General features: G+C 48.1%; 16 protein-coding genes. 14 read left to right on the top strand and 2 right to left on the bottom strand.

The window, feature by feature from the left end:
* Positions 1 to 159: 159 nt before the first annotated feature.
* The 6 genes from spo0A (at position 160) to MKZ04_RS08285 (ending at position 4,619) form a co-directional block, all read left to right on the top strand.
* Entirely contained in the window at positions 160 to 960 is an 801-nt protein-coding gene (spo0A, locus tag MKZ04_RS08310; RefSeq protein ID WP_003183361.1) for a sporulation transcription factor Spo0A, read from the top strand.
* Positions 961 to 1,301: 341 nt separating this feature from the next.
* Positions 1,302 to 1,598, top strand: coding sequence for an antimicrobial peptide LCI (locus tag MKZ04_RS08305; protein ID WP_020452126.1), 297 nt, complete (start codon positions 1,302 to 1,304; stop codon positions 1,596 to 1,598).
* 129 nt (positions 1,599 to 1,727) lie between these two features.
* Positions 1,728 to 2,297, top strand: a complete 570-nt coding sequence (locus MKZ04_RS08300) for a serine O-acetyltransferase (protein ID WP_020452125.1) — start codon at positions 1,728 to 1,730, stop codon at positions 2,295 to 2,297.
* Between the two features lie 499 nt (positions 2,298 to 2,796).
* A complete protein-coding gene (locus MKZ04_RS08295) occupies positions 2,797 to 3,102 on the top strand; it encodes a membrane lipoprotein lipid attachment site-containing protein (RefSeq protein ID WP_020452124.1) in 306 nt (101 codons plus the stop codon).
* A gap of 36 nt (positions 3,103 to 3,138) precedes the next feature.
* Positions 3,139 to 3,759 carry an N-acetylmuramoyl-L-alanine amidase family protein gene (locus tag MKZ04_RS08290; RefSeq protein WP_328066741.1) on the top strand — a complete coding sequence of 207 codons (621 nt, stop codon included), beginning with the start codon at positions 3,139 to 3,141 and terminating at the stop codon, positions 3,757 to 3,759.
* 134 nt (positions 3,760 to 3,893) lie between these two features.
* Positions 3,894 to 4,619 carry a glycerophosphodiester phosphodiesterase gene (locus tag MKZ04_RS08285; protein ID WP_216920092.1) on the top strand — a complete coding sequence of 242 codons (726 nt, stop codon included), beginning with the start codon at positions 3,894 to 3,896 and terminating at the stop codon, positions 4,617 to 4,619.
* 110 nt (positions 4,620 to 4,729) lie between these two features.
* Here MKZ04_RS08285 and MKZ04_RS08280 read toward each other — a convergent pair whose 3' ends face one another.
* On the bottom strand, positions 4,730 to 4,984 hold the full coding sequence (locus tag MKZ04_RS08280) for a DUF2627 domain-containing protein (protein ID WP_020452121.1): 255 nt from the start codon (positions 4,982 to 4,984) through the stop codon (positions 4,730 to 4,732).
* A gap of 153 nt (positions 4,985 to 5,137) precedes the next feature.
* Between MKZ04_RS08280 and MKZ04_RS08275 the strand changes: the two genes are divergently transcribed.
* The 8 genes from MKZ04_RS08275 to MKZ04_RS08240 all read left to right on the top strand — a co-directional run bounded on the left by MKZ04_RS08275 (position 5,138) and on the right by MKZ04_RS08240 (position 15,210).
* Positions 5,138 to 7,204 (top strand): sigma-54 interaction domain-containing protein, encoded by a 2,067-nt coding sequence (locus MKZ04_RS08275; RefSeq protein ID WP_023855158.1) that lies wholly within the window; start codon positions 5,138 to 5,140, stop codon positions 7,202 to 7,204.
* Between the two features lie 125 nt (positions 7,205 to 7,329).
* The gene (gene yqiS / locus MKZ04_RS08270) at positions 7,330 to 8,241 is read left to right on the top strand and encodes a phosphate butyryltransferase (RefSeq protein ID WP_023855157.1); all 912 of its coding nucleotides are present in this window, start codon (positions 7,330 to 7,332) and stop codon (positions 8,239 to 8,241) included.
* A 3-nt stretch (positions 8,242 to 8,244) separates the two neighbouring features.
* A complete protein-coding gene (bcd, locus tag MKZ04_RS08265; protein WP_026579327.1) occupies positions 8,245 to 9,339 on the top strand; it encodes a branched-chain amino acid dehydrogenase in 1,095 nt (364 codons plus the stop codon).
* A gap of 38 nt (positions 9,340 to 9,377) precedes the next feature.
* Entirely contained in the window at positions 9,378 to 10,484 is a 1,107-nt protein-coding gene (buk, locus tag MKZ04_RS08260; RefSeq protein WP_023855156.1) for a butyrate kinase, read from the top strand.
* A complete protein-coding gene (gene lpdA, locus MKZ04_RS08255; protein WP_145624024.1) occupies positions 10,474 to 11,895 on the top strand; it encodes a dihydrolipoyl dehydrogenase in 1,422 nt (473 codons plus the stop codon). Before buk ends, lpdA begins: the two co-directional genes overlap by 11 nt.
* A 22-nt stretch (positions 11,896 to 11,917) precedes the next feature.
* Positions 11,918 to 12,910, top strand: coding sequence for a thiamine pyrophosphate-dependent dehydrogenase E1 component subunit alpha (locus MKZ04_RS08250; RefSeq protein ID WP_020452115.1), 993 nt, complete (start codon positions 11,918 to 11,920; stop codon positions 12,908 to 12,910).
* 12 nt (positions 12,911 to 12,922) lie between these two features.
* Positions 12,923 to 13,906 carry an alpha-ketoacid dehydrogenase subunit beta gene (locus MKZ04_RS08245; RefSeq protein WP_026579328.1) on the top strand — a complete coding sequence of 328 codons (984 nt, stop codon included), beginning with the start codon at positions 12,923 to 12,925 and terminating at the stop codon, positions 13,904 to 13,906.
* Between the two features lie 23 nt (positions 13,907 to 13,929).
* Entirely contained in the window at positions 13,930 to 15,210 is a 1,281-nt protein-coding gene (locus MKZ04_RS08240; protein WP_328066739.1) for a dihydrolipoamide acetyltransferase family protein, read from the top strand.
* A gap of 25 nt (positions 15,211 to 15,235) precedes the next feature.
* On the opposite strand, the gene MKZ04_RS08235 is transcribed toward MKZ04_RS08240, so the two are convergent.
* On the bottom strand, positions 15,236 to 16,138 hold the full coding sequence (locus tag MKZ04_RS08235) for a YegS/Rv2252/BmrU family lipid kinase (RefSeq protein ID WP_075213456.1): 903 nt from the start codon (positions 16,136 to 16,138) through the stop codon (positions 15,236 to 15,238).
* Positions 16,139 to 16,309 lie beyond the last annotated feature (171 nt).

The raw sequence follows: 16,309 nt of genomic DNA, 5'->3' as shown, positions 1-16,309 counted from the left end.
AAATCGAGAAAATCAGAAAAAAACAGAGAAAAAGCGAGAGATACCACTATTATTGGAAAAATCCTTTTTAAAAAAAGGGAATAAAGTGGTGCTGTCGAATTAAACATATTAGAAAAGAATGATGAAATTTATCAACATACACATTGGGGAGGAAGAAACGTGGAGAAAATTAAAGTATGTGTTGCTGATGATAACAGGGAGCTTGTCGGCCTATTAAGCGAATATATCGAGGGACAAAGCGACATGGAAGTACTTGGTGTCGCATACAACGGACAGGAATGCCTTTCGTTGTTTAAAGACAAGGAGCCCGATGTGCTTGTGCTGGATATTATCATGCCTCACCTCGACGGATTGGCCGTTCTTGAAAGGCTGAGGGAATCGCAGCTTAAAAAGCAGCCGAATGTCATCATGCTGACGGCGTTCGGTCAGGAAGACGTGACGAAAAAAGCTGTAGATTTGGGCGCGTCGTATTTTATTTTGAAGCCTTTTGACATGGAGAACTTAGTCGGCCATATCCGCCAGGTCAGCGGAAACGGATCTCAATTGACACACCGTGCCCCGTCTTCTCAAAGCAGTGTGCTTCGGCCGCAGCCGGAATCGCCGAAGAAAAACCTGGACGCAAGCATTACGACCATCATCCACGAAATCGGCGTGCCCGCTCATATAAAAGGCTATTTATACTTAAGGGAAGCCATCTCCATGGTGTATAACGACATCGAACTGCTCGGAAGCATTACAAAAGTGCTTTATCCGGATATCGCCAAAAAATTCAACACGACTGCAAGCCGAGTCGAACGGGCGATTCGCCACGCCATCGAAGTCGCATGGAGCAGAGGCAATATCGACTCGATTTCGTCACTTTTCGGCTACACAGTCAGCATGTCAAAAGCCAAGCCGACGAATTCAGAATTCATCGCGATGGTCGCAGACAAGCTGAGACTGGAGCATAAGGCTTCTTAAACGTTGACATGGCGCGGTTTTGACGAAGATTTACCGTTGAATTGCCGACCTGTTTCTAACGAATAGTTTATCGTAATTCCGATGAATTTTTCGTCCTTATTGCGATGAATTGCGATCCGAAGGGTTTCATACAGTATTTGAAGGTCTCGTTTTTATAAACGAGGCTGTTTTTTTGCTCTTAAATGTACTGTTTGTGTTTCAGCACGGTGTGTATTGTGTAAAGTCAGCCTAACAGCTTATCAAAAAATACCAAAATATTGTAATTTGTGCACTTTTTAGACATGCCTGTTTGTTATATGATGAAATCGAAATGAAATAAATGGAAAAGGAGTTGTTTTAAAATGAAAGTCAATAAATTATTAACTGGTACGACTCTGGCTGTTGGTTTACTTATTTCTACAGCGCCGGTATTTGCTGCACCGCATTCATCTGAGGTGATTGCACATCCGACTGCTCAATACATCAATTGTCCAAGTGACTTGCCAAGCTCATTCAAAAGCAGCAAATCATCAAAATGTGTAAAATCTTCTTCAGGAGTTTTCAGTAACAAATTTTCTGATAGCGATGGAACATGGTATTTCAAAGGGAAATTTTACAGTAATGTTTTTAACACTTGGGTTGGTTTTTACGAAGGATGAACAAAAAAGGGGGGCTCCCCCTTTTTTTGTTTTCCTTTTAGTAATTTCATGGAAATAGATGGCGGAGAATGTAAAACCTTTCGAAAAAGCCAATCTCGAGTTAAAAGTATGAAATAAGCAGGTGGTATGATGATCTTTACGAAAACAGATCTTCGCTATTATCTCGAACAAGACAAGAAAGCGTTAGGAATCTCAAGTCGAAAAAGGCCTAAATGGTTTGGCGATGATATTTGGAAGTATCAGATAGCCTTGCGCAAACATGAATATTACTCAAATGCCAACTCCAAGGTGTTCAAGCATGTTTACCGGTATCTGCATAAAAAGAGAGGATTGAAGCTCGGATTTGACATCCCGGTGAATGTTTTCGGTCCGGGGTTGAGGATCAACCATTACGGATTGCTCATCGTAAACAGCAATGCAAAAATAGGTGCAAACTGTGACATTCATCAAGGAGTTAACATCGGGCAAAATCACGCTCACCACGATGTTCCAACAATCGGAGACAATGTCTGGATCGGGCCTGGAGCAAAGCTCTTTGGCAGCATTCACATTGCCGACGGCATTTCGATTGGCGCAAACGCCGTAGTCAACAAATCTTTCACTGAGGAAAACATTACAATAGCCGGTGTGCCTGCCAAAAAGATTAAAGAGGCGCCGTCAACAATGGACCGGAAGCAGGCTCTGCAGCAGCAAATATAAGCATGAGAACTGCGGAAGGAGCAGCGCTGCTAAATCATCCGCTATGAAGGACTAAATGTTGTCATGAAGCAGCCGGGCTTTAAAAAATGCATTCCTGCAAGTTCTGATAAAAGCCACATAGCACGCAGCCAGCTTTCGGTGTATCCGTCTATTTTTCAAAGTTTGTCTCACGCCCGGTGCATTGGCGTCATAGAATGAATCATATAAAGCGAAAGCCGCATGAAACGTCTTTTTTCTTATGAAAAAAGACGTTTTTTTATACAAAAAAATAAAAATGATGAAATAGATCTGATTTCTTCCAGATGACAACCATTTTTCGCCTTGGGTAGACCGTTTTTCACAGACGTTTTTGAGCGGATGGCTTCTAACAATTCGGAAATCCCTGGGGCGTTGGACGGGTAAATCGGGCGAATATCTGCTGGAGTGGCCTGCTTTACAGCCGCCGGGTATTAAAGATAAGGTACGGGGTGTAAAAAATTCAGCGGGCGAGGTGGTCGACATGAAAAAAGGAGTCATCCTTGTTTTGTTCGCTATGCTGCTATTGGCAGGCTGCGGGACAACGCAACATAATGAGAGCCGAAAAGGAACAGGCGGGGAAACGTTTGTGAAAGAAGGCACCTTTGTCGGTTTGGCGGATCAGCATACCGTCGCCGTCAATATTGACGGTAAAGAAACGACGTTTCAGGTCCCTCCCGAAAAACGGGATAAATATAAGGGGATCAAGGATGATACAAAGGTGGAAGTGAAGTACACGAAAACAGAGGACGGAACATTACAGCTTGAAGATATGAAAGAGAAAGAATGATCGTTTGCAAAAAAGGGATTGTAGGAGGAACTAATCGTGAAACTGTTAATGAGGAGTTTAGTTTTGCTGCTGTTTTCGTTTATTGCGGTTTTTCCAGCTGCTTTTGCAGCTGAGCCGCTTTCCGGTAAGACGGTATATGTTGACGCAGGTCACGGGGGCGAAGACAGCGGCGCGGTCGGAAGCGGGCTGCTTGAGAAAGATGTCAATCTTGAAGTGGCAAAGCTGGTTGATGAAAAACTGAAAGAAGAGGGAGCTGCCACAGTCGCCTCAAGAACGGATGATACGTTTTTGACGCTGGAAGACCGGGTGGCCAAAGCGAGCAAGCACGCTTCGGACTTGCTGATCAGCATTCATGCAAACTCGGCCGTCCCTGAAGCGTCAGGTACAGAAACATACTTCGATTCTGCCTATCAAGCCGCTGACAGCGAACGCCTGGCGTCTAACATTCAAGAACGCCTTCCGGATGCGCTTGGCACTCGGGACAGAGGTGTAAAAGAATCAGGGTTTTATGTCATCAAAAATTCTCAAATGCCGAGTGTTTTAGTCGAACTCGGCTTTATCACGAACAAAACTGATGCAGCTAAACTCGAAAGTCCGGAATATCAGGAAAAAGCGGCAGACGCGATTGCTGACGCTGTCACAGCTTATTACGAATAACAATAGGGGCCCCGGTATAAGACCGGGGTTCTTGTGTTATGTTTATGTTAAAAAAGGCCTTATGTGTGGAAAGAAAACAGTAAGACCTTCATAATGGGATATAAACTTGCAATTCTTGTAGAGGTGAACCAGAAATGACGAAAATATTTGCACACCGAGGAGCTTCAGGCACTTTCCCCGAAAATACAATGGCGGCGTTTAAGCAGGCGGCGGCCATCGGTGCAGACGGCATCGAATTGGATGTACAAATGGCAAAAGACGGACGTCTTGTTGTAATACATGATGAAAAGCTTGACAGGACGACTTCGCTGAAAGGATATGTGAAGGATCTTACATATAAGGAGATCAAGCGCGGAGACGCAAGCCACCGTTTTTCAGAAAAAACCGGCTCTGTCCCGGTACCGACCCTTGAAGAAGTGTTTGAGTGGGCGGCAGATGCTGAATTTCTTCTCAATGTGGAATTGAAAAACAGCATTATCCGTTATGAAGGAATGGAAGAAAAGGTGATGTCGATGATTGAAGCGTACGGCCTTCAAGACCGGATCATTCTTTCATCATTTAATCATGAAAGCCTTGCGTTATGCAGCAGACTGAATCCAAGTATCGAGTTGGCCGCGCTTTACATGGATGTCATCTACAAGCCGGAGGAGTACATTGAAATGATTCCGGCTACAGGATTTCATCCGTATCGCCGTTCAATGTCGGTTGACATGATCAAAAACGCCCATTTGAAACAAAAAGCGGTCCGGCCGTTCACCATCAACCGTGAAGAGGAGATGAAAAAGCTGATTGCTGAAGGAATTGACGGTTTCTTCACTGATTTTCCCGAAAAAGCGTTAAAAATAAAAGCCGAGATGTGACACACTGAAAGGATTACAAAATCCCAAAACTAAAAGTCGTTTTGGGATTTTGTCAACAATCTGAAAGCCGCAGACAATATCTGCGGCTTTTTGCTTTCCGTTCGCAGAGATCACACCTCGCGGCCGCTCTGCTTTTTTCTGAAGCGGGGGCTTACTTGGTTGCGTTTTCTGTCTCTGTATAGAATAAATCCGCCTAATAAATAAAGGCCGCCTGCGAAGCATATGAACCCCGCCAGCCCCTGAAGCCAAAGGATCTGAAACGGGCTGATCAAAACGCCGAAAACAGTGTCGCGCATCAATTTAATTCCGAGAGCAGCCAGGCCTCCCGGTATCAGCAAAACGAGCAGTGCGATCATTCTCCCCATACACGAATCCCCTTACCAAAGATTTACCTTTATTGTCTATTTGAAAAAAAAGTTTGTCAAGAAAGGAAAACATGATAACATAGATGTTGTGCAAATTGTTGCAAGTGAACGTGATAGTGTGCAAAATTTTTCATACAAAGGGGTAAAGGGATGATGCAAAAAGTACTGATCGTTGGTGCTGGAAAAGGGGGGACCGCTCTCTTGGATGTGCTGCTGAAAACAAAGACGATGCATATCGAGGCGGTCATCGATAAAAATCCGGAAGCTCCCGGGCTTTTCATCGCGCAAAAAAACGATATCGAAACGGCGCTCGATTGGGCGCCGTACATCACAGAACAGATCGATATCATCATTGAAACGACCGGAGACGCCGGCGTATTAAAGCAACTGATGCGAAAAAAGCACGACAGTACGATCGTGGTGCCGGGATCGCTCGCTTATATCATCTCTCAGCTGATGAACGAAAAGCAGCAGCTCATCCAAATGTTAAAAGAGCAGACGTATAAACACGACCGTATTTTCAACTCTATGAATGACGGCATGATTTTTATCGACATTAACGAAGAGATCATTTTGTTTAACAAAATGGCGGAAGTGATGACCGGGACAAAGCGCACTGAAGCGATCGGCCAGCATATTCAAAGCGTGATCCCGACGACGAAGCTGCCGCGCATTCTCAATACGAGAGAGCCTGAGTATCATCAAAAACAATTTCTCCATCCGAACAGGCAGATCGTTACGACCAGAATTCCGATTATCGATGACGGAGGGACGCTGCTCGGGGCGCTTAGCATATTTAAGGACATTACCGATGCGGTCGAGCTGGCTGAAGAGGTGACCAACCTGAAGGAAGTCAGAACGATGCTTGAAGCGATCATTCAATCTTCGGATGAAGCGATATCGGTCGTTGATGAAAACGGAAACGGGATGATGATCAACAGGGCGTATACAAAGATGACGGGCCTGACAAAAGACCAGGTGATCGGGAAGCCGGCCAATACCGACATATCCGAAGGTGAAAGCATGCATTTGAAAGTGCTTGAAACGAGGCGCCCTGTCAGAGGGGTCAGAATGAAAGTCGGCCCCAATAAAAAAGAAGTGATCGTCAATGTCGCGCCGATTATCGTTGACGGTATTTTAAAAGGGAGCGTCGGTGTTATTCACGATGTATCTGAAATTCAATCGCTCACAAACGAGCTGAACAGAGCGCGCCAGATTATCCGTACACTCGAGGCGAAATATACATTTGCCGATATCATCGGTTCAAGCGAGCAGATGCTCGTCGCGCTGGAACAGGCGAAATTGGGGGCGAAGACGCCTGCGACGATTTTGCTGAGAGGCGAATCGGGAACGGGGAAAGAGCTTTTTGCCCATGCCATACATAACGAAAGTGACCGAAAGTATAATAAGTTTGTTCGCGTCAATTGTGCGGCCATTTCGGAATCACTGCTTGAATCAGAGCTGTTCGGCTATGAAGAAGGCGCTTTTTCAGGCGCGCGCCGCGGCGGCAAAAAAGGATTTTTTGAAGAGGCGAACAACGGCAGCATTTTCTTGGATGAAATCGGAGAGCTCACGCAAAACACACAAGCGAAGCTCCTCCGCGTTCTTCAGGAAAAAGAAATTGTCAGAGTCGGCGGGACCAAACCGATTTCTGTGAACGTCCGGGTCATCGCAGCGACAAACGTCAATATTGAAAAAGCGCTCGCTGAGGGCAGGTTTCGCGAAGACTTGTACTACCGGATCAATCGCTATCCGATATCAATTCCGCCGCTCAGGCAGCGGAAAGAGGATATCGAAGCCTTGAGCAGGCATTTGATTGGGAAGATCAATCAAGAATACGGACGCAATGTAAAGGGGCTCACGAAAAACGCACTCAAATCGTTAAAAGCACGGAAGTGGCCGGGGAATGTCAGAGAGCTTGAAAATGTCCTTGAGCGGGCGATGATCTTTTTAAAACCGCAAATGGAATGGATTGATCTCGAACACCTGCCTGAAGCAGACCGTCCGAAAAAAAAGGTGGAAGCCGGAGCAGCTTTCCCTGAGATTGAAGAGGAAAAGCTGTCTGATGCGGTTGAACGGTTTGAAGCTCATGTCATAAAAGAAACGCTTGAAAAGCATCAATACAACAGAACGAAAACGGCGAAAGCGCTTGGAATCAGTATCCGCAATCTCTATTACAAAATGGATAAATACAATCTTGCAAAAGATAGCATGCAATAAATTGCAAAACGAGTGCAAAATCATGCAAACTGTAAAACAGGATCACAGTACCGAACCGCTTTTTTATACTGGCACGAAACTTGCATGATATAGTGGGCGGATGTTTGCTAAGAAAGGTGGGTACTATGAAGCTGAAACAATTATTGCAAAAAGCGGCGGAGCTTGACAATAAAACGGTCGCCGTCGCACATGCAGAAGATGACGAAGTGCTGCAAGCAGTCAAACTTGCGGTCGACAAACAATTTGCCCGGTTCTTGCTGATTGGGCACAGAGAAAAGATCAGGCATATGATGACAGAACAGAACATTTCAAAACGGCACGTGGATATCATTCATTCGGAATCGCCGGCGGATTCGGCGAGAATTGCCGTTCAAGCTGTCAAAAGCGGAAATGCTGATGTTCTCATGAAGGGGAATGTCCCGACAGCCGTGCTATTAAAAGCCGTTTTGAATAAAGAGTACGGGCTCCGTTCCTCGCATGTACTGTCACATGTAGCAGCTTTCGAAGTCAGCGGGTTTGAGAGGCTGATTTATGTAACAGATGCGGCAATGAATATCAGCCCCAAGCTTGATGAGCTGAAACAAATTTTAGAAAACGCAGTCGGCGTGGCGAGAGCGGTCGGCGTGCAAATGCCGAAAGCCGCTTGCCTCGCCGCGGTGGAAACGGTGAATCCCGCAATGGAAGCGACATTAAATGCAGCTGCCTTGACGCAGATGAATCATCGGGGCCAAATCAAAAATTGCATCGTTGACGGGCCTCTTGCGTTGGATAACGCGATCTCACCGCTTGCCGCCCGGCATAAAAACATTTCTGGAATCGTTGCGGGCGAGGCTGACATCCTGCTTGTTCCTTCAATTGAAACAGGCAATGTCCTTTACAAATCATTGATTCATTTTGCGGGTGCGAAAGTGGGAGCCATTTTGGCAGGGGCAAAAGCGCCCATCGCCTTGACAAGCAGGGCCGATTCCGCAGAAAACAAGCTGTATTCGATTGCTTTGGCGCTGTGTACGTCTGAAGCACGACAAGAGGAGGAATAAAAAATGGAACTATTTCGATATATGGAACAGTATGACTATGAGCAATTGGTATTTTGCCAAGATAAACAGTCCGGATTAAAAGCGATCATCGCGATTCATGATACGACGCTCGGGCCGGCTCTCGGCGGCACGAGAATGTGGACATATGAAAGTGAAGAAGCCGCAATTGAAGATGCGCTGCGCCTTGCGCGGGGAATGACCTATAAAAACGCGGCGGCCGGACTGAACCTCGGAGGAGGCAAAACCGTTATTATCGGCGATCCGCGCAAAGATAAAAACGAAGAAATGTTCCGCGCTTTCGGCCGTTACATTCAAGGGCTGAACGGCAGATACATCACCGCGGAAGACGTCGGTACAACCGTTGAAGATATGGACATCATTCATGACGAAACTGATTTTGTTACAGGCATTTCGCCTGCTTTCGGTTCATCTGGCAATCCTTCCCCGGTAACGGCTTACGGGGTATATAAAGGGATGAAGGCTGCGGCAAAAGAGGCCTTCGGGACAGATTCGCTTGAAGGAAAAACCGTTGCTGTCCAAGGGGTCGGAAACGTGGCATACAATCTGTGCCGTCATCTCCACGAAGAAGGCGCGAAACTGATCGTGACCGACATCAATAAAGAAGCGGTCGAACGCGCAGTCGCCGAATTCGGCGCCCGTGCCGTCGATCCGGATGATATTTATTCACAGGAGTGCGATATATATGCACCGTGTGCTCTGGGAGCGACAATCAACGATGATACGATTCCGCAGCTGAAAGCCAAAGTGATTGCCGGGGCAGCCAACAATCAGCTGAAAGAAACGCGCCACGGGGATCAAATCCACGACATGGATATCGTTTATGCCCCTGACTATGTCATCAATGCCGGCGGCGTCATCAATGTCGCTGACGAGCTTTACGGCTATAATTCAGAGCGCGCGCTGAAAAAAGTCGAAGGCATCTACGGAAATATTGAACGCGTCCTTGAAATTTCAAAACGCGACCGCATTCCGACATACTTGGCCGCAGACCGCCTGGCGGAAGAGCGTATTGAGCGCATGCGCCAATCGAGAAGTCAATTTTTGCAAAACGGCCATCACATTTTAAGCAGGCGTTAAGATCATAACCCCTATTCGCTATTGGAGGTTTTATATCAATGCAGGTACAGGAAAAACGTATTCTCGTCATCAATCCGGGATCAACATCTACAAAGATCGGCGTTTTTCATGATGACCGTTCGATTTTCGAAAAATCAATCCGTCATGACGAGGCTGAGTTACAGCAATACCAAACCATTATTGATCAATATTCGTTCAGAAAACAGGCGATACTCGAAACCCTGCATGAACAGGGAATCAATATTTCTAAATTGGATGCCGTTTGCGCCCGGGGAGGGCTGCTCAGACCGATTGAAGGCGGCACTTACGAAGTCAACGATGCGATGATCACCGATTTGAAGAACGGATATGCGGGGCAGCATGCATCAAATCTCGGGGGTATCATCGCCAGGGAGATTGCCGACGGATTAAATATTCCCGCTTTTATCGTCGACCCCGTTGTTGTGGATGAAATGGCCCCTATCGCAAAAATTTCCGGTACGCCGGCCATTGAAAGGCGCAGTATTTTTCACGCGCTCAACCAAAAAGCTGTCGCGAGGAAAGCGGCCTGGCAGTTTGGAAAGCGGTATGAAGATATGAAAATGATCATCACCCACATGGGAGGCGGCATTACGACCGGCGTTCATTGCCACGGTCGGGTGATCGATGTCAACAACGGCCTCCACGGAGAAGGTCCGCTCAGTCCGGAGCGGGCCGGAACCATTCCTGCGGGTGATCTGATCGAAATGGCCTTCTCCGGCAAGTATACGAAAGGCGAGCTGATGAAAATGCTAGTCGGCGGCGGAGGCCTCGCCGGCTATCTCGGCACGACGGATGCGGTTAAAGTTGAGAAAATGATCAAGGAAGGCGATCAAAAGGCTGCGCTCATCTATGAAGCGATGGCTTATCAAATCGCCAAAGAAATCGGGGCGGCCAGCGCCGTCTTAAAAGGCGAAGTCGATGTCATTATTTTGACAGGCGGACTGGCGTACGGAAAATCGTTTGTTACCTCGATCAGACAATACATAGACTGGATTTCGGATGTCGTCGTCTTTCCGGGAGAAAATGAGCTTCAAGCATTGGCTGAAGGTGCATTTCGCGTATTAAACGGCGAAGAAGAGGCGAAACAGTATCCGAACCAGAGGAGGGAAAGTCATGGCAACTGAATACGATCTCGTGATTCTTGGAGGGGGCACAGGCGGCTATGTGGCTGCCATCAGAGCTTCGCAGCTGGGGCTGAAAACAGCCGTCGTTGAAAAGCGGAAACTCGGCGGCACGTGCCTTCATAAAGGCTGCATCCCGTCGAAAGCGCTCCTAAGAAGCGCGGAAGTTTACAGGACAGCAAAAAAGGCGGACGAATTCGGAGTGGTCATTTCTGAAGTCGGCCTGCGGTTTTCTCAAGTTCAAAGCAGAAAACAAAAAATAATTGACCAGCTGCACAACGGTGTCAAACACTTGATGAAAAAAGGAAAGATTGATGTTTACGAAGGAATCGGACGGATTCTCGGGCCGTCGATTTTTTCCCCGATGCCGGGGACGGTTTCCGTTGAGATGGCAAACGGGGATGAGAATGAGATGCTCATACCGAAAAACGTCATCATCGCCACAGGCTCAAGGCCCAGGTCGCTGCCAGGGCTTGAGCTTGACGGGGAAAACGTGCTGTCATCCGACGAAGCGCTTGAACTTGAGCAGCTTCCGGCTTCCATGCTGATTGTCGGAGGAGGTGTCATCGGAATCGAGTGGGCTTCCATGCTGTGCGATTTCGGTGTTGACGTGACCGTCATTGAGTATGCAGACCGGATTTTGCCGACTGAAGATGCCGATATTTCTAAAGAAATGCAGACGCAGCTGGCGAAAAAAGGCATCACCATCATCACGGGAGCGAAAGTGCTGCCCGACACATTGGCGAAAGGCGATACGGTCAGCATTCAAGCGGAAAAAGACGGTGAAAAACAGACCTATTCCGCTGAGAAAATGCTCGTATCTGTCGGAAGGCAGGCAAATGTTGAAGGGATCGGTCTGGAAAACACAGATATCCAAGTGGAAAACGGCTTTATCGCGACAAACAGCATGTACCAGACAAAAGAATCCCACATCTATGCGATCGGAGATGTGATCGGCGGCCTTCAGCTTGCACATGCTGCTTCCCATGAAGGGATTACGGCTGTTGAGCATATTGCTGGCGAGAATCCGCACGCCATCGACTATTCGCTTGTCTCAAAATGCATCTATTCAAGTCCTGAAGCCGCATCGGTCGGCTTGACAGAGGATGAGGCGAAGGCACAGGGCAAAAGCGTCAAAGTAGGCAAATTTCCGTTTCAGGCGATTGGCAAAGCGCTCGTGTACGGTGAGACGGACGGCTTTGTCAAAATCGTCGCCGATCGCGAATCAGATGATATTTTGGGCGTTCACATGATCGGCCCGCATGTGACAGACATGATATCTGAAGCCGGTCTGGCAAAGGTGCTTGACGCCACCCCGTGGGAAGTCGGACAAACGATCCATCCGCATCCGACGCTGTCGGAGGCGATCGGAGAAGCCGCCCTTGCCGTAGATGGAAAGGCGATTCATTTTTAGAAAGCATGAAGGAGTGAAAAAAATGGGCAATAACCGTCATGAAGCAGTTGGATTAACAGATGAACAAGCAATCGACATGTACAAAACCATGCTTTTAGCCAGAAAACTTGATGAGCGGATGTGGCTCTTAAACCGTTCAGGCAAAATTCCTTTTGTCATCTCTTGTCAAGGACAGGAAGCCGCCCAGGTCGGAGCGGCATTTGCATTAGACCGTGAGAACGATTATGTGCTTCCATATTACAGAGATATGGGCGTTGTCCTTGCTTTTGGCATGACGGCAAAAGATTTAATGCTGTCGGCGTTTGCAAAAGCCGAGGATCCGAATTCGGGAGGAAAGCAGATGCCGAGCCACTTCGGTCAAAAGAAAAACCGGATCGTCACAGGCTCTTCGCCAGTGACAACGCAAGTTCCGCACGCGGTGGGTGTAGCGCTTGCCGGAAGGCTTGAAAAGAAAGACATCGCGACTTTTGTGACGTTCGGCGAAGGCTCTTCAAACCAGGGGGACTTCCATGAAGGGGCGAACTTTGCCGCCGTTCATAAGCTTCCCGTCATTTTCATGTGTGAAAACAATAAATACGCCATTTCGGTTCCTTACGAAAAGCAGGTGGCTTGTGAAAACATTTCCGACCGCGCCGTCGGTTACGGCATGCCCGGCGTGACCGTTGACGGAAATGATCCGCTTGAAGTCTACAAAGCGGTTAAAGAAGCAAGGGAACGTGCCGGAAGAGGCGAAGGTCCGACATTAATCGAAACGATATCATACCGGCTGACCCCGCACTCCAGCGATGATGATGATCGAAGCTACAGAGAGCGCGAAGAGGTGGCGGAGGCGAAGAAAAATGATCCGCTTAACAAATTCGCGCATTACTTAAAAGAAACAGGGCTTCTGGACGACCAGTCTGAGAAGCAAATGTCGGATGAGATCACAACCATCGTCAATGAAGCAACAGATTATGCTGAACATGCACCTTATGCAGATCCGGAAGATGCGCTGCGGCATGTTTATGCGGAGTAAGGGGGAAGAACAATGCCAGTTATGTCATATATAGATGCTGTCACTTTGGCTTTGAAAGAAGAAATGGAAAAGGATTCCCGCGTCTTTGTTTTAGGGGAGGATGTCGGCAAAAAAGGCGGTGTGTTCAAGGCAACAGCCGGTCTTTACGACCAGTTCGGTGAAGAGCGGGTGATGGACACGCCTTTGGCGGAATCCGCAATTGCCGGCGTCGGAATCGGGGCTGCCATGTACGGGATGAGACCGGTCGCCGAAATGCAGTTTGCAGATTTTATCATGCCGGCTGTCAACCAGATTATTTCAGAAGCGGCAAAAATCCGCTACCGCTCCAACAATGACTGGAATTGTCCGATCGTCATCCGCGCACCTTACGGCGGAGGCGTGCACGGCGCGCTGTACCATTCTCAGTCAGTTGAAGCCGTATTTGCCAACCAGCCCGGGTTGAAAATCGTCATGCCTTCGACACCTTATGATGTCAAAGGGCTTTTGAAAGCGGCCATCCGCGATGACGACCCTGTCCTGTTCTTCGAGCATAAACGTGCGTACCGGCTGATCAAGGGCGAAGTGCCGAGTGACGACTATGTGCTGCCGATCGGAAAGGCGGATGTGAAGCGGGAAGGCGAAGACATTACCGTCATCACATACGGATTGTGCGTCCATTTCGCCCTTCAGGCTGCCGAGCGGCTTGCCAAAGACGGGATTTCCGCACATATCCTTGATTTAAGAACAGTATATCCGCTCGATCAGGAAGCGATTATTGAAGCGGCTTCCAAAACGGGCAAAGTGCTTCTGATGACCGAGGATACGAAGGAAGGCAGCATTATGAGTGAAGTAGCCGCGATCATTTCAGAGCATTGCCTGTTCGATTTGGATGCGCCGATTAAGCGGTTGGCGGGCCCTGACGTCCCGGCAATGCCGTATGCTCCTACAATGGAAAAGTTCTTTATGGTCAATCCGGATAAAGCGGAAGCAGCGATGAGAGAATTGGCCGAGTTTTAATATAGCGAAGGAGGACATATCGTATGGCAGTGGAACAAATGACAATGCCGCAGCTCGGAGAGAGCGTGACGGAGGGAACCATCAGCAAATGGCTTGTCAGCGTCGGAGATCACGTCAACAAATACGATCCGATTGCTGAAGTGATGACGGATAAGGTCAATGCTGAAGTCCCTTCATCGTTCACGGGAACGATTACCGAGCTTGTCGGGAAAGAAGGCGAAACTCTGCAAGTCGGAGACGTCATCTGCAAAGTCGAAACAAACGAAGAAGCGAAACCGGAGGCTGAGGCTGTTTCCAATCTGGATCAAGCGGAAGCGGAGCCGGCCAAACCGGAGGCGAAAGATACATCTCAGAAAAAACGTTATTCCCCGGCGGTGCTGAGACTTGCCGGAGAGCACAACATTGATTTGGAGCAGGTGGAAGGTACCGGTGCCGGCGGACGGATCACCAGAAAAGACATCCAGCGCATCATTGCTTCCGGAGCTGCTCCTCAAGCTGATGCGGCGCCGGAAAAACAGCCGGATACAAATGCCGCGGGAGCGAGTGAGCCCGTCCAAAAGCCTGCGCAAGCCGCCCCTCAAGCTGCACCGCCTCAAAGTGCGGCTGGAGACGTCGAGATTCCTGTGACCGGAATCCGTCATGCGATTGCGACCAATATGGTCAGAAGCAAGCATGAAATCCCTCATGCCTGGACGATGATGGAAGTGGATGTCACAAGTCTTGTGAGCTACCGCAACAAAATAAAGGACGAATTTAAGAAGAAAGAGGGCTTCAGCCTGACCTTTTTCGCGTTCTTTGTCAAAGCGGTCGCACAGGCGCTGAAGGAATTCCCGCAAATGAACAGCATGTGGGCCGGAGATAAAATCATTCAGAAAAAAGACATCAACATCTCAATTGCAGTAGCGACTGACGATGCGCTGTACGTTCCTGTCATCAAGCATGCCGATGAAAAAACAATTAAAGGCATCGCGAGAGAAATCTACGAACTGGCTCATAAGGTCAGAAGCGGCAAGCTGACGAGCGGGGATATGAGCGGAGGTACGTTCACGGTCAACAATACCGGTTCGTTCGGGTCAGTTCAGTCAATGGGGATCATCAACCATCCACAGGCGGCCATCCTGCAGGTTGAATCGATCGTCAAGCGTCCCGTCGTCATGGAGCATGGCATGATCGCGGTCAGAGATATGGTGAACCTGTGCTTATCCCTCGACCACAGAGTGCTTGACGGCCTCGTTTGCGGCAGATTCCTTGCCCGTGTGAAAGAGATTTTGGAACAAATCGATGATCATACTTCCATTTATTAAAAAAGAAGAGCTGGCCCGTTAAGGGTCAGCTCTTTTCTTTTTCTAAGGGGGCGAGCATGCGGAGATGTCCGTTTAGCACCTCGATTGAAGCCGGCGTTTTTGTGCAGATTTCGCCGTCTGTATCGGCTTTCATTGGGAGGGCGGTTTCAACTTCAACGGTTTGCCCCTGATAATAGGAGAGCTCGCCTGCAAAGGAATCCCATTCGGGATCATCCATTGCAAAAAGTTCTTTCAATGCAGCCAGATTCGTATTCCGGCAGACGAGGATGTCCGCTTTTCCGTCGTTAATGCTCAGCTGCGGAAGGGGGATCTTGTTTGTTCCGATAAATGGTCCGTTCAGCACGACCACCATGACCGCTTCGTCAGTAAACTCTTCTCCGTCGATCGACAGGCGGAAAGAGAAAGGCTCAAGATTGGAGATGGTCCGCAGTGCGCTTGTAAAATAACTGATTCTCCCGAGCAGCGCTTTTTCCGTTTGATTGATATGGGTGGAAGCTTCCGTAATCAATCCGATGCCCCAGAAGTTGAGACAATAATGATCATTTGCTTTTAACACATCGACCGGGACAGGTTTTCCATTGACGAGCGCTTCCGCCGCTTTTTCAATGTTCTGGGGAATGCGGAGCGCCCTCGAAAAGTCGTTGCATGTGCCGCCCGGGAGAATGCCGATATCTGGCTTCGTTTGAAGCTGGCTGATGCCGTTAATGCATTCGTGCACCGTTCCGTCACCGCCTAATATAAACAATTGCCCGATATCCTCCCCGATCTTTCGGCAAAATTCGAATGCATCACGTTTCTTTCTCGTCGGTTTTACGATGAGTTCGTCTATAGCCTGTGAAAGAACAGGCACGGCAGCACCCAGTGTTTTTTCAACATTTTTTTGTCCTGCATTTCCGTTGTAAATCAGCATTGCTTTCTTTCGGTTCATAAAGGTGCTCCTTTATTTGATAGAGTCTTTACTTATTTTTCCCCGGGCTGCCCGTGCCATAAACCTGAAGGAACACGAATCGCCTGATTTGCGGTTCGGACGGTTTCAAAGTATCATTAGAACAGATGAGCAAACAGCGCCTTTAGCATCATGCTAAAGGCGGCTAAAAAG

Origin of the sequence: Bacillus sp. FSL W7-1354, from assembly GCF_038002405.1 — a bacterium.
Lineage (GTDB): Bacteria > Bacillota > Bacilli > Bacillales > Bacillaceae > Bacillus > Bacillus paralicheniformis.
Note: the sequence above shows the minus strand (reverse complement) of the source record. Positions and strands in the feature narration are given on the sequence as shown.